Raw genomic sequence first — 14,159 nt, 5'->3', positions numbered from 1 at the left:
TATGTTCATTGTCAGGTGAATAACTACATTGAGCGGTTAACGAGTATGATAGAGCGGGTGCTTCGTAAGTATGAACGGTTAGAACATGCTATAGAGCGGGTATGCAAGAACTATGAGCGCTTGACGAAAGTTATGAGCGGGTAAGCTGTTGTTATGATCATTTGCTAATTCACTAAGCCCCTCATACAATATGTCAATCTTCGAATATACAAAAAACGACCTGCTCCCCTTAAATGGAAGCAAGTCGTTTTAATCATATCGTATCTAATATTTTCATAACCTCATCGTAATCAGGATGTCCTTTATGAAGATATATAATGAAGTGATCTATTTTTTTCACGGCCAACTGCTCTGTCTTACTGCCGATAAATACCGGAAGATTGCCTGTCTCTTCTACTATTTCAAGGCGCTTGTCAGATGGATCCAGTTTATAAAGATGTAATGGAAGTAAATCATCCCCATTGATCGTTACTACCATGCCACTTTCTGCGTTAAACATATCAATCGCAGCTTCAGCTGGTTCGCCTACTGTTAAACCCGCCTGTTCTAGCTGATTCACTACTTTTTGATATAACTCTTCGTCTGCTACAGCTGCCACAACGACTTCCTCTTCTTCTGGAATTTCAGGAGTTAGTTCAGGTGTTGTTTCTGGTGGTGCTACTTTTTCTTTATCACTGCATGCGACTAATACTAACGATAAACTGCATAGTACAATGGAATAAAGAAACGTTTTTTTCATAGTGCTCATATATTGATATCCTTTCTATGCGAAACATTTTCTCCTGTTATTATACATCATTCTACAATGATACTTAATCTAAATCGTATTTCTAGACAAATAGTTGGCAACAAATTATGATGAATATGCAGTACATAATAATCCTTTCTTTTTTGATTTAGCTTTGGTATAATAGTATTCATAGGTTATAAACCAACAACTGAGGAGGAATATATTTTGAATAAAAATGAGAACAATTCTCAAAAGAGAAAATTAACGACTGCTGCGGGTGCACCTGTAGTTGATAACCAAAACTCTATGTCCGCTGGTCCAAGAGGTCCACTTCTATTACAAGATGTATGGTTACTTGAAAAATTAGCGCACTTTGATCGCGAAGTCATTCCTGAGCGTCGTATGCACGCGAAAGGATCTGGAGCATACGGTACTTTCACTGTCACGCATGATATTACAAAGTATACGAAAGCAAAGCTATTTTCTGAGATTGGTAAACAGACGGAAATGTTCGCACGCTTCTCCACTGTTGCAGGTGAACGTGGTGCAGCAGATGCAGAGCGCGATATCCGCGGATTTTCTTTGAAGTTCTATACTGAAGAAGGAAACTGGGACATGGTCGGAAACAATACGCCTGTATTCTTCTTCCGTGATCCATTGCAATTCCCAGACTTGAACCACGCAGTTAAACGTGATCCACGTACAAACATGCGCAGTCCGAAAAACAACTGGGATTTCTGGACTGGCCTACCTGAAGCGCTCCATCAGATTACGATTTTAATGAGCGACCGCGGCCTTCCTCGTTCATACCGTGAAATGCATGGTTTCGGTAGCCATACATTCAGCATGATCAATGCAAACAATGAACGTCACTGGGTTAAGTTCCACTTCCGTTCCCAGCAAGGTATTGAAAATCTGACAGATGAAGAAGCTGCAGCAACGATTGCATCGGACCGTGAAAGTTCACAACGCGATTTGCTAACTAACATCGATAATGGCAATTTCCCTAAATGGAAAATGTACATTCAAGTGATGACAGAAGAACAAGCAATGAAAATGCCGTATAATCCATTCGATTTAACAAAAGTGTGGTATAAAAAAGACTTCCCTCTAATTGAAGTCGGCGAATTCGAATTAAACCGCAACCCTGAAAACTACTTTGCTGAAGTAGAACAAGCTGCGTTTACACCGGCAGCAGTCGTTCCGGGTATTGGATTCTCACCTGATAAAATGTTGCAAGCTCGTCTATTCTCTTATGGCGATGCACAACGTTATCGTTTAGGTGTCAATCATCACCAGATTCCTGTTAACGCGCCAAAATGTCCGTTCCACAGCTTCCACCGTGATGGTGCAATGCGTGTTGATGGCAATATGGGCTCTACTACTCACTACGAGCCAAACAGCTATGGTGAGTGGCAAGAACAACCAGACTTCAAAGAGCCGCCACTAAAAATTCATGGCGACGCAGATCACTGGGACTTCCGTGAAGATGACGATGACTATTTCACACAGCCTGGCAAGTTGTTCAATATTTTGAATATGGAAGAGCAGCAGCGTTTATTTGAGAATACTGCACGTAATATGGGTGACGCACCGAAAGAGATCAAAATTAAGCATATCCGTCACTGCTACTTAGCGGATCCTAAATACGGTGAAGGCGTAGCAAAAGCATTGGATATTCCGATGGCAGATGTAGATATTGAAAATACAACAACAATAGTAGAACAATAAAATGATACGAAAAACCGCTTGGAGATTTTCTCCAAGCGGTTTTTACATTCTACGCTTTATCGCCTACGCCATTTAATATATTGGCAATCAAAAGACCAAGGACGATGGCAATCACACTCATAACAAACGGTGTACCACTTTCAGGCATTCCTGGGAAAATCACAAAAATCGATCCGATGATTAATCCCATGATTACGGCAAACATTCCGGTATGGAAGTTGGAAAGAAGGTAACGTATTAATTTACTGCTAATTACAAACCCAAAGACAATACCACAACCTGTCGCGATGATAATCGGTATGTTAAAGTCTGAAATAGCCGTAATGACTGTCGCGTAAACGCCTAACAATAGCAAAATAAATGATCCACTGACACCTGGCAACAGCATCGCCATACTACCTGCCCATCCCGATAGGAATAGGATGATGGTATTTTTAACTGTCAGATGGGTGATTGTGATAGGATCAATAGGATTCATAAACGCAGTGGAAGCCAATGCTGAGGCCACTACTATCATCAATAAAATATGCTGGATTTTAAAGTTCTTTCTCAGTCCAGCCTGCTTTGAAACAAACGGTATAACACCCACAATTAACCCTAAAAAGAAGTATTGAGTTGGTTCATGATAATACTTCAATAAATACGAGATCACTTTACTAAATATAATGATCGTTGCGCCCATCCCGATACCTAGGGGGATGAGAAATCCAATATGTTTCTTCCATTCCTTGCTAAAAAATCCGCTTATTGAAATGAGCAACTGATCATAAATCCCTAATATAAATGCAATCGTTCCACCACTTACACCAGGAACTAGGTCACTGATGCCCATCAAAAAACCACGGTATAAATTTCTCCATTCCATGCTCGTTGTTCCTCCAATGATTTCATTCCGTTTAGTATATCATGCTGTGTTTCACTAATTACAGTTCATTACAATTTATTTTCACTATATGTTACAGCTATTTGAACAGTATACGTAAATAGGACTGTACAAAACAAAAGTTGTTCCATTGTTAGACAAAACAATGGAACAACTTCATATTAATAATCATCCATTTCAGATACAGTCACGAACTTATAGCCTTGAGACTGCAAATTTTCGAGTACTGCGTCCAGTCCGTCTGCTGTGGATTCATGAATATCATGCATCAAAATTATACTACCTGCACGGGTATCTTTTACTACATGTTCTAATAACAGTTCCGGATCGTGATGCTCCCAGTCTAAAGTATCTACATTCCATAAAACTACAGGCAATTTCGTGCTTTCTCGTACCCGGTCATCTACCGCACCATATGGAGGTCTGAAAACAGTTGCGGGCTGCCCAATGACAGCTTCAATAATATCCGATGTACCCTCTACCTCACTTTGAAGAGCTTCATCAGGTATACCTGTTAATGAAGGATGATTCCATGAGTGATTACCTATCTCATGTCCAGCTTCGGCTACTTTCTTGGCAATGTCTGGATAGGCATTCACTCGATTACCGAGCATAAAGAATGTTGCTTTTGCATCGTATTTCTCCAGTGTTTTCAAAATCCTCACCGTGTAATTTGGATCCGGCCCGTCGTCAAATGTCAGCGCAATAGTTTTTTCCTTTTTCGCGTCATCTGTTGGTACTTGGAATTCCTTTGCTAAGAATGGATTCAATATTCGTAGTGGAATTTCAACTGTAGCCGGTCCAGCTTGCTTCTTGGTGAACTCACCAGTACCGAAATAAAGAATTAACGAATCATCTGTTAAGGCAAAGTTACGATAATTGACCCACATCGGTTCAGTAGGATGCCACACACTTTCCGTAATCACATCATCTTGTAACGAAGGACTACTATGTATTTCGTCACGCACTACACTCGCCATACGCTTTAGCTTCTCCAGATTATGATCCACAATATCTTCAATCGTTAGTTCATTCCCTGTTTCAGGATTGATATGAAATGTTTGGATTTCCGTTTGACTTTCGTGATCAGCAAAGTACGTTACAGCTCGCATGACAAAAGAATAATTTCCCGAAAGATGCTGGAGTGTTTCAAAAGATACATCTAACTTTGACACTCTTTTTTTCTTTTGTTGCTTATTGGCATACGCCGTTTTCAATTCATCTACATAGTCTACCACTTGCCGATTAAAGCTATCGTACTCTGTTTGCGGATAACGAATGACAAAAGGATACTTTGAGTCTTCAGGTTTCTCCGTCAACATTTTAATACCTGGGTAAGGAGAAGTGGTCGATTCTATCGACACTTTCTGTTTCGGCGCAGGTATGACTTCATGTGTTACCTGCTTAACAGGACTAGCTTCTTTGTTTTTCATAACATTTACTATTAATAGTAGTGTAATAGATACCAATGTTATGATCGTGATAATTAACGCACTATCAATCCATGGTGATCGACGTTTTGTATTTGTATCTTTCATGAAAGGACTCCTTTACTCCACACTGCCCAGCATTAGGTGCAAATCACATTTCCCTAGTGATAGGACTACGATACCCTTTACGTTTGAAAAGTATTCTGTGTTCCTCTTTAATATTTTACAATCAACTATCTTAACTTATAATTGACAGGTTTGAAAGTATTTCCATCTCCTAGTATACAACAAATCAGTCATGATACAAAGCCGTGTGTAGTCACGCTTTACTTTCAAAAAGGTATTTAGGTAAAATAACTTTTTGAATCCTTTTCTCAAAAATGAAATTATGCTATACTATTCTGGGCCCGATTCTTGCAAATTCGGGTTCAGGGGACACACAATCCCTTTGTACACACCGATCTCGGCTGTTGTCTATTGCAAAGATCAAACAGAAGGCGGTAATTTACATGGAAAAGAAAGACTATCGAGTATTATTGTTTTATAAGTATGTAACGATTGAGGAGCCTGAAGAGTTTGCGGCTTCACACTTGGAGTTCTGTAAAGAAACTGGATTAAAAGGGCGTATTCTTGTAGGGGCTGAAGGCATCAATGGTACTTGTTCGGGAACGATCGAACAAACCGATGCGTATATGGAGCATATGAAAGCTGATCCACGTTTTGCTGATGTATGGTTTAAAATTGATGAAACAGATGGCCATGCATTCAAAAAAATGCACGTTCGCTTCCGTCCAGAGATTGTCAATCTTAGCTTACCTGAAGATGTCAATCCGTTAGAACTTACAGGTGAATACTTAGAACCTGAAGAGTTCTTACAGCAAATGCAAGATGAGAACACTATTGTATTAGATGCTCGTAATGATTATGAGTATGACCTAGGTCATTTCCGTGGTGCAATTCGCCCGGATATTGAGAATTTCCGTGATCTTCCTGAATGGGTAATGGAAAACAAAGAACAACTTGAAGGCAAGAAGATTCTTGCGTACTGTACGGGTGGCATTCGTTGTGAGAAGTTCACTGGCTGGTTGAAACGTGAAGGATTCGAAGATGTAGCGCATTTACACGGCGGTATCGTTTCTTACGGTAAAGACCCTAAAGCAAAAGGACAGTTGTGGGATGGTCAATGTTACGTATTCGATGAGCGTATTGCAGTTCCAATTAACCAAGTAGAGCACGTCATCGTAGGACGCGATCATTTTGATGGCACACCTTGTGAGCGCTATGTAAACTGTGCAAATCCCGAGTGTAATGCGAAAATTCTATGCTCAGAAGAGAATGAACACTTCTATATGCGCAGTTGTTCAGACGATTGCCGTACACATCCTCGTAACCGTTATTTTGTTGAACACGATATGACAGTGGATGAATACGACGCACGAATGGCAAAAATTGAAGCATCGCGTGCGAGCAAAATTAATTCTTAATACACGAACAGCCAGCATCCTTATATAGGAAGCTGGCTGTTTACTTTATTATGTAACAAGTTTTGATACTATTTTCCTACTCCGCTTTAATATTCAACCAAACTTTCCCGCTATATACTCTTTCGTCTCAGAAAATAACGGATTGCTAAATATGGTAGCTGTCTGTCCATACTCTTTTACTTCTCCATTTAGGAAGAATGCTGTGAAATCAGCTATTCTCGCAGCCTGTTGCATGTTATGCGTGACGATGATGATCGTATAGTGCTCTTTTAACGTTTGGATCAGTTCCTCGACTTTGGCAGTAGAGATGGGATCTAAAGCTGAAGTGGGTTCATCCATCAATAATATCTCCGGTTTAGTCGCTAATGTCCGTGCAATGGTTAAACGTTGCTGTTGCCCACCTGAAAGCCCTGTAGCAGATTGGTCCAATTGGTCTTTTACTTCGTCCCATAGAGCGGCAGCGCGTAGATTCTCTTCTACGATTTCATCCAGTACTTTTTTATTTCTTTCTCCATGAATACGTGGTCCATACGCAATGTTTTCATAAATCGAAAACGGAAATACGGATGCATGTTGAAAGACCATTCCTACTTTCTTTCGCAATTCCACTGGATCAATAGATGAATCCGTTATATTTTCTTTACCGATCCAAATTGCTCCTTCTGTCTTCACTCCGGGTATTAGATCATTCATTCGGTTCATTGTTCGTAAAAAAGTTGATTTCCCACATCCGGACGGTCCTATAAGTGCAGTGATTCTCTTCTCTTCAAATTTTAGATTGATATTTTTTAGTGCGTGATGGGTACCATAATAGAACTGCAGATTTTCTGTTTGAATGACTGATTGTTCTATAGTGTTTACTACATTCATTTCAATCTCCCCTATCCAATACGTCCATTTATATAATGTGCTGTTTGGTCATGACGTGGATTAGTAAAAATCTGTTCAGTCGTTCCATGTTCTATCACACGCCCCATATAAAAATACGCTACTTTATCCGAAATACGTGCGGCTTGTTGCATATTATGTGTGACGATCACAATCGTATAATCTTTTTTTAATTGTGATATCAGTTCTTCGATTTTTGCTGTCGAGACTGGATCAAGGGCAGATGCAGGTTCATCGAGTAATAAAACGCTCGGTTGCATCGCTAGTGCTCTCGCGATACAAAGACGTTGTTGCTGTCCACCTGAAAGACTTAATGCAGATGTATGTAATTGATCTTTTACTTCTTCCCACAGCGCCGCTTTTTTTAGGCTATCTTCTACAATTCTTTGTAATTCCTTCTTATCTTTCACTCCGTCTCGCATGGGGCCAGCTGCAACATTTTTAAAGATAGATTTTGCGAATGGTACAGGTCTTTGAAATACCATGCCAATCTGTTTGCGTATTTCATGTAAATTCACATAGGGTGAATGCAGGTCTACCCCTTGATAAAAGACTTCTCCTTCCGTACGACATTGGTCGATGTCATCATTCATTCGATTAATAGAACGCAGGAAAGTGGATTTTCCACATCCTGACGGACCAATTAGTGCCGTAACAGATTGTTTGGGAAACGTTAGACTGACTTGATCAACAGCACAATGCCCGCCATAATACACCGATAAATTAGTAGTTTGCAACACGGAATTGCGTTGAAAGTCAGGACTGTCAACGAGTTTAGTTCTATCCGTTTTCATTGTGACAGGTTGTAAAGCCACTGATTGCATAAAGATTCTCCTTTTAATTGGCGCTCATTTTTTTAAACATCAAATTGCCGATAATGCGTGATGCGAAATTAAAGAATAAAATCGAAATGATCAATAATGCTGCTGCTCCGTCAGAGATTGCCGCTGCGTCTGGCATGATACCTTCTCCGTTAATTTTCCAAATATGAACCGCCATAGTTTCTGCCGGTCTAAAGGGATTTAAAGGAGATGTCGGCGACAATGGATTCCAATTAGTGAAATCTATAATGGGTGTACTCATTCCTGCTGTGTAAATCAAGGCTGCCGCCTCTCCGAACACTCTGCCTGATGCCAATATGACACCCGTTACAATTCCAGGCAATGCCGCTGGAAGTATGACTGTTATAATGGTTTCCCATTTTGAAAATCCAAGCGCCCATCCTGCTTCACGCTGTGATTTTGGCACACTACTAATAGATTGCTCTACGACTCGCACAAGTAACGGCAAATTGAATACCGAAAGCGCGAAGGCACCTGACAAGATCGAAAAACCCCACCCCATATACAATACGAAAAACAAGAATCCGAATAATCCTACTACTATGGAAGGCAGCGAAGAAAGCACTTCAATGAGTACACGAATACAACGAATGACCCAGTGATCTTTTGCATACTCCGCTAAATAAATCCCCGCACCAATCGCAATTGGCACTGAAATAATTAGTGTCAAAACTAGTAAATAAAAGGAATTGAATAGTTGTGGTCCTACTCCTCCGCCTTCTTGAAAAATCTGTGGTGGAGAGGTGATGAATTGCCAGCTAATCTGAGGTAGCCCTTTGACAAAGACAAATCCAAGTAATCCTGCCAAGACCGTAATAATGACGCCTACAATGACATACAATCCAGCCGTAGCGAGTTGATCTTTACTTTTAGCAGACATTAGCTACTTTTCCCCTTTCCAATCATTCGTACTGTGATCGTGAAGAATAGCGACATCAGTAAAAGTACAAGTGCAAGTGACCAAAGCGCATTATTTTCAATTTGTCCCATTACGGTATACCCCATGCCCATTGTTAAAATACTAGTAAGTGTAGAGGCTGGTTCAAATAACGAATGCGGAATGACCGCGGCATTTCCAATGACCATCTGTACAGCTAGAGCTTCGCCAAAAGCTCGTGCCATTCCGAAAATAACAGCCATCATTAAGCCGGGTTTCGCAGTTTTTAATACAACTTCACAAATCATTTGCCATCTTGTTGAACCTAGCGCCAGCGATGCTTCACGTAATGAACGTGGCACCGCCTGAATAGCATCCAGTGCTAAACTCGTGACTGTCGGTAAAATCATGACAGATAACACAATGGTTCCCGCTGCAATACCAAATCCGCTACCAGGAAATAGATCGCGTAAAAATGGTACGACGACAGTTAACCCAATAAATCCATAGACAACGGAAGGAATGCCTACTAACAGCTCGATCACCGGCTGCATGATTCTCTTTCCTGTTTTCGGTGCAATCTCGCTCATGAAAATCGCAGCGCCAATTGCTAGCGGTGCGGATAGTAGCGCGGATATTCCTGTGACAGCTAATGAACCCACTAGAAAAGGTAATGCACCAATAATTGGCTTACCCAGGGAATTTACTTCCGCTGGGTTCCAAGTCGTACCTGTAAAGAAGTCTTTGACACTACCATCATTCATGATGAACGTGGATAAACCTTTTGAAAAGACTAGAAATAAAATGGCAGCGGTGATGGCTGCGGCCAGGGCTACTGAGAGAAAAGTAAGCCCTTTACCAAATCGCTCCATACGCATTTTATTGCTTTTTCTGTACAATGGATGTTCCGTCTCTTTGATCATCTTCGCCATCATGTACTCTCCTTTCGAGATTGGAGAAACTTGCAAGTTGTAATCACTTTTTTGTGACAGTTCCTTGTGCATCTCGTTCCACCTGCATACCTGTTACCGGTAAGTAGTCCATTTCCGGGAGTAGAGTTTCCTGTACATCTTCCGACAACATATAATCAATCAATTCTTTCGCTAGACCTTTCGCTTCGCCGTTTGTATACATATGTTGATACGCCCAGATTTCCCAATCATTGGACTCGACACTTTTACGGTCGGGTGTTACACCGTTGACTTTTAATGCGGTAGTCGTTTGATCAAAGTATGAGAATGCCAAGTAGCTAATTGCTCCTGGTGTTTCACCGACAATTTTTCGGACCGTACCTGATGAATCCTGCTCTTGGGCATCCATTGGTTCTTTTCCTTGCAATGCAAATGCTTCAAATGTTGCACGTGTTCCGGAGCCTTTTGCACGGTTGATGACAATAATTTCTTGATCCACTCCACCTAGCTCTTTCCAGTTTTTGATTTCTCCTGTAAAAATGCCAATCAATTCTTCAGTCGTAACATCTTCTACACCTGTCTCTGGATGACTTACTGGTCCCATTCCAACAACCGCCACTTTATGATCGACTAAATTACTCGCGTCCACACCTTCTTTTTCTTCTGCGAATACATCCGAGTTCCCAATATCTACTGCACCTTCGCTAATTTTACTTAACCCAGTACCGCTGCCTCCGCCTTGAATATTAATGACTGCCCCTGGATTTTGTATCGTATATTGCTGTGCAGCTGCCTCTACTAATGGTTGCAATGCACTCGATCCTACTGCCATGATAGGTTCAGCTGCTTGCTCTGTTTCTTGTTTCGCTTCTCCCTTATCACTATCATTCGCTTTCGTACTACTACAAGCTGCGACCACCCACGTACAAAGTAAAACAAATGCCAATACGGTAATTCGATTACGCTTCTTCATCACTGTGCCCCCTAGGATTTTTCGTTTTACTATGAATTTCCTACTGCTTCTTTACTATAGACAATGCATATTAAAGAGTGATGGATGAAACGTAAAGGTTGTGTAAAGGTTCTGTATAGATCGATCATTCCCTATATCGTTGTAAAGAAATGAGATGCTTACGCAAGGTATAGTAAAAAGCTGAAGACACAATCCTCTATGGATTCGTCTTCAGCTTTCGTATGTATCTACAGTATTCAGTTTGTCACTTCTTCAAATTTATAACCAAATCCTCTAACAGTCTTAATATACACTGGACTTTTTGTATCCGGTTCAATCTTTTCCCTCAGGTGACTGATATGAACATCTACGATACGAGAATCTCCAGTGTAGTCATAATTCCATATCGCATTTAACAACTGCTCGCGGTGTAGTACCTTACCAGAATGGCGCATTAAGTACAAAAGCAGTTCAAATTCTTTTGGAGTTAATTCTAAAGGGCTTCCATCCAAAAAGGCTTCAATTCGATCTGGATGAACTAGTAAACTACCATTACTAAGTTCCGTTTCCAGTTCTTTTACGTGTTCAGAATCCTGTAACTCTATTCTGCGCAAGATGGCTTTCACACGTGCAAGTACCTCTCGTGGACTGAAGGGCTTTGTTAAGTAGTCATCTGCTCCCAGTTCGAGTCCAAGGACTTTGTCGAATTCATCGCCTTTCGCTGTCAACATTAAAATAGGTGTATGGATCTTTTCCTGGCGAAGTTTTTTGCATACATCCATGCCATCCATTCCGGGCAGCATAATATCAAGCAATAATAAATCCGGTTCTTCAGAAAGTGTCATCGAAATTGCTGTATTACCATCTCGGGCTATGTAAACGGTGTATCCTGCCTGCTCTAAGTTGTATTGCAAAAGAGTAGCTATTGACTGTTCATCTTCCACAACCAAAACCTTTTTCATCTGGTTAGCTCCTTTACGGCTAGATCATTAATTTTTCTGAAAGTCTACGTCTCTACTCTACTTTGACATTAAGAAAATGTCCACTCAAATCATTAATTGTTGAACATATATTAATTGATTCATTCGAATGAATACGGTTGAACTCTTCCATTCAGTGCAATTAATTGACATCAGTACTGCATGCTAGTAACCTTGTAATTAAGCTTACCTTTAGTAAGTTAATAAATTGATATATAGATAAAAACAGGAGGAATTTATATGACACGAGAGATGCAAAGAGAAATTCATTTAGCAAACCGACCGAAAGGCTTGCCTACTATGGAAACGTTCAATTTTGTAGAAAAGCCTATGCCTGAGCTGAAAGACCATGAGGTTCTTGTTCGTACGCTCTATGTATCCGTTGATCCGTACATGCGAGGAAGAATGATAGATGCAAAATCTTATATTCCTCCATTTAAACTGGACGAAGTAATTACCGGTGGCGTCGTTGGCGAGGTCACAAAATCTACTTCCGAATCATTTAAAACCGGAGATTTTGTTGTAGGGAACTTGAATTGGGCAGAATATACGGCAGCTTCTGAGCAAGAAGTACGTAAAATCGATCCAACTATCGCCCCGATTACTACACACTTAGGTATCCTTGGCATGACAGGACTAACTGCATACTTCGGGTTACTCGATATCGGTAAACCTCAAGAAGGTGAAACTGTCGTCGTTTCTGGTGCTGCTGGGGCAGTTGGTTCAGTAGTGGGTCAAATCGCTAAAATGAAAGGTGCCAAAGTAATTGGAATTGCAGGTACTCAAGAGAAGATCGAGTACTTAAAAAATGAACTGGGCTTTGATGAGGCAGTCAATTATAAACTGGATAGCTTTAAAGAAGACTTAGCTAAAGCTGCAGCCGACGGTGTAGATGTCTATTTTGACAATGTCGGCGGTGAAGTGACGGATGCCGTCTTTACATTACTTAATAAGCATGCGCGAATTGCACTATGCGGCGCTATTTCCTCTTACAATAAAGATGGACAAGACTACGGTCCTCGCCTTCAATCTACGATGATCAAAACAAGCGCGTTGATGAAAGGCTTTACCGTAGGAGATTATGCGGCAGACTTCGCTACTGCATCAACTGATTTAGGTAAATGGCTTTCTGAAGGCAAATTGAAGTATGAAGAAACAATTGTCGAAGGCTTCGAAAATATTCCAGATGCCTTTCTTGGTTTATTCGATGGAACAAATTTAGGTAAACAACTGGTCAAAGTCGCTGATTATGAGACTACAAATCGATAATCGGTTCGCAATGAAAAAGGCTATCTCGAGATTTCTCTTGAGATAGCCTTTTATAGTACTTACATAAAGACACCTTGTACGGTGAACAACTCTCCATACAAGGTGCATACTATTCTATTAACCAAAAATGCTCGTACTGTGCAACGGCTGCACTTTCGCTTTCGGATCTAGGAACGCTTTCGCGTGGCTGATTGCAACCGGCGCTTCGCCCATACCTACCGCAATCAATTTCACTTTGCCGTCGTATGTTGTGACATCACCAGCTGCATAAATGCCTTCAATATTCGTTTCCATGCGAGAGTTAACTATAATAGAATTACGATCCATATCTAAGCCCCAGTCTTTCAATGGGCCGAGTGAGGAAATATTGCCGTAATTGACTACTACATGATCGAATGTGAGTTCTTTCACGCTGCCGTCTTTTTCCTTTAGTACAACTTTATCCAATGTATCGCCATCGCCATGTAACTCACTTATAGCATGTGAAGTTAACACATTGACACTAGATTCGCGCAGTTGATTAACACTTGTTTCATGCGCAGTGAAACGTTCTCTACGGTGAACCAGTGTGACCTGACTTGCGATATCTTCAAGCATCAATGCCCAGTCTAGTGCAGAGTCTCCCCCACCACAAACACAGATATTCTGATCTTTAAACATAGACAAGTCTTTAATACCATAGTGTAATGTTTTGCCTTCAAAAGTAGGTTCTTCTTTCAATCCAATTTTACGTGGTTGAAAAGCCCCGATTCCTGCAGTCAATAAAATGGTACGTGTCAAATGCTGACCTTTATCCGTTGTTAAAACAAAGTGATCGTCCTTCTTTTCGATGGACATTGCTGCTTCCCCTAAACAAACTTCAGGTTTTGCATAGTACGCTTGTGTCACTAAGTTTGCCACTAAATCTTTCGCCAAAATTTTAGGGAATCCGCCTACATCATAAATGTATTTATCAGGATATAATTCGATCAATTGGCCACCAAGCTGTGGCAAACTATCGATAATTTTAACTGACATCTCACGCATGCCTGCGTAGAACGAAGAAAATAATCCAGTTGGACCTCCGCCGATAATCGTAATATCCACAATTTCATGATTCATTTAAAACACTCCTATAATTAATTCTTTGATGAGATGCTTTGGGGTGTACTACTTATGTTTCTCTAGTCTATTATCCCCTAT

At 40.7% G+C, this 14,159-nt stretch carries 13 protein-coding genes; 3 read left to right on the top strand and 10 right to left on the bottom strand.

Annotation, left to right across the window (positions count from 1 at the left end; all coding sequences use genetic code 11):
• Positions 1–253: 253 nt before the first annotated feature.
• Positions 254–748 carry a hypothetical protein gene (locus H605_RS0103520; protein WP_029052929.1) on the bottom strand — a complete coding sequence of 165 codons (495 nt, stop codon included), beginning with the start codon at positions 746–748 and terminating at the stop codon, positions 254–256.
• Positions 749–1,036: 288 nt separating this feature from the next.
• Here H605_RS0103520 and H605_RS17345 point away from each other — a divergent pair, with 288 nt between their 5' ends.
• Complete coding sequence (locus tag H605_RS17345) at positions 1,037–2,461, top strand: catalase (RefSeq protein WP_232321276.1); 1,425 nt, start codon at positions 1,037–1,039, stop codon at positions 2,459–2,461.
• A gap of 49 nt (positions 2,462–2,510) precedes the next feature.
• Here the strand turns inward: H605_RS17345 and H605_RS0103510 are convergent, their stop codons facing one another.
• Both H605_RS0103510 and H605_RS0103505 read right to left on the bottom strand, forming a co-directional pair.
• On the bottom strand, positions 2,511–3,326 hold the full coding sequence (locus H605_RS0103510; RefSeq protein ID WP_029052928.1) for a DUF368 domain-containing protein: 816 nt from the start codon (positions 3,324–3,326) through the stop codon (positions 2,511–2,513).
• Between the two features lie 179 nt (positions 3,327–3,505).
• Positions 3,506–4,882 carry a polysaccharide deacetylase family protein gene (locus tag H605_RS0103505; RefSeq protein WP_029052927.1) on the bottom strand — a complete coding sequence of 459 codons (1,377 nt, stop codon included), beginning with the start codon at positions 4,880–4,882 and terminating at the stop codon, positions 3,506–3,508.
• A gap of 401 nt (positions 4,883–5,283) precedes the next feature.
• Between H605_RS0103505 and trhO the strand changes: the two genes are divergently transcribed.
• The gene (trhO, locus tag H605_RS0103500; RefSeq protein WP_029052926.1) at positions 5,284–6,258 is read left to right on the top strand and encodes an oxygen-dependent tRNA uridine(34) hydroxylase TrhO; all 975 of its coding nucleotides are present in this window, start codon (positions 5,284–5,286) and stop codon (positions 6,256–6,258) included.
• 93 nt (positions 6,259–6,351) lie between these two features.
• Here trhO and pstB (H605_RS0103495) read toward each other — a convergent pair whose 3' ends face one another.
• The 6 genes from pstB (H605_RS0103495) to H605_RS0103470 all read right to left on the bottom strand — a co-directional run bounded on the left by pstB (H605_RS0103495) (position 6,352) and on the right by H605_RS0103470 (position 11,690).
• The gene (gene pstB, locus H605_RS0103495) at positions 6,352–7,128 is read right to left on the bottom strand and encodes a phosphate ABC transporter ATP-binding protein PstB (protein ID WP_037561526.1); all 777 of its coding nucleotides are present in this window, start codon (positions 7,126–7,128) and stop codon (positions 6,352–6,354) included.
• 11 nt (positions 7,129–7,139) lie between these two features.
• Complete coding sequence (gene pstB / locus H605_RS0103490; protein ID WP_155979467.1) at positions 7,140–7,940, bottom strand: phosphate ABC transporter ATP-binding protein PstB; 801 nt, start codon at positions 7,938–7,940, stop codon at positions 7,140–7,142.
• 43 nt (positions 7,941–7,983) lie between these two features.
• Positions 7,984–8,868 carry a phosphate ABC transporter permease PstA gene (gene pstA, locus H605_RS0103485; RefSeq protein ID WP_029052923.1) on the bottom strand — a complete coding sequence of 295 codons (885 nt, stop codon included), beginning with the start codon at positions 8,866–8,868 and terminating at the stop codon, positions 7,984–7,986.
• Complete coding sequence (pstC, locus tag H605_RS0103480; protein WP_198040342.1) at positions 8,868–9,800, bottom strand: phosphate ABC transporter permease subunit PstC; 933 nt, start codon at positions 9,798–9,800, stop codon at positions 8,868–8,870. The genes pstA and pstC overlap by 1 nt, the downstream gene beginning before the upstream one ends.
• 40 nt (positions 9,801–9,840) lie before the next feature.
• The gene (locus H605_RS0103475; RefSeq protein ID WP_029052921.1) at positions 9,841–10,749 is read right to left on the bottom strand and encodes a phosphate ABC transporter substrate-binding protein PstS family protein; all 909 of its coding nucleotides are present in this window, start codon (positions 10,747–10,749) and stop codon (positions 9,841–9,843) included.
• Positions 10,750–10,985: 236 nt separating this feature from the next.
• Positions 10,986–11,690, bottom strand: a complete 705-nt coding sequence (locus H605_RS0103470) for a response regulator transcription factor (RefSeq protein ID WP_029052920.1) — start codon at positions 11,688–11,690, stop codon at positions 10,986–10,988.
• Between the two features lie 258 nt (positions 11,691–11,948).
• Between H605_RS0103470 and H605_RS0103465 the strand changes: the two genes are divergently transcribed.
• Entirely contained in the window at positions 11,949–12,977 is a 1,029-nt protein-coding gene (locus H605_RS0103465; RefSeq protein ID WP_029052919.1) for an NADP-dependent oxidoreductase, read from the top strand.
• Between the two features lie 117 nt (positions 12,978–13,094).
• Here the strand turns inward: H605_RS0103465 and H605_RS0103460 are convergent, their stop codons facing one another.
• On the bottom strand, positions 13,095–14,078 hold the full coding sequence (locus H605_RS0103460; protein WP_029052918.1) for an NAD(P)/FAD-dependent oxidoreductase: 984 nt from the start codon (positions 14,076–14,078) through the stop codon (positions 13,095–13,097).
• Positions 14,079–14,159: the final 81 nt, after the last annotated feature.

It is taken from the genome of Sporosarcina ureae DSM 2281, assembly GCF_000425545.1.
GTDB classification, from domain to species: Bacteria; Bacillota; Bacilli; order Bacillales_A; family Planococcaceae; genus Sporosarcina; species Sporosarcina ureae.
Note: the sequence above shows the minus strand (reverse complement) of the source record. Positions and strands in the feature narration are given on the sequence as shown.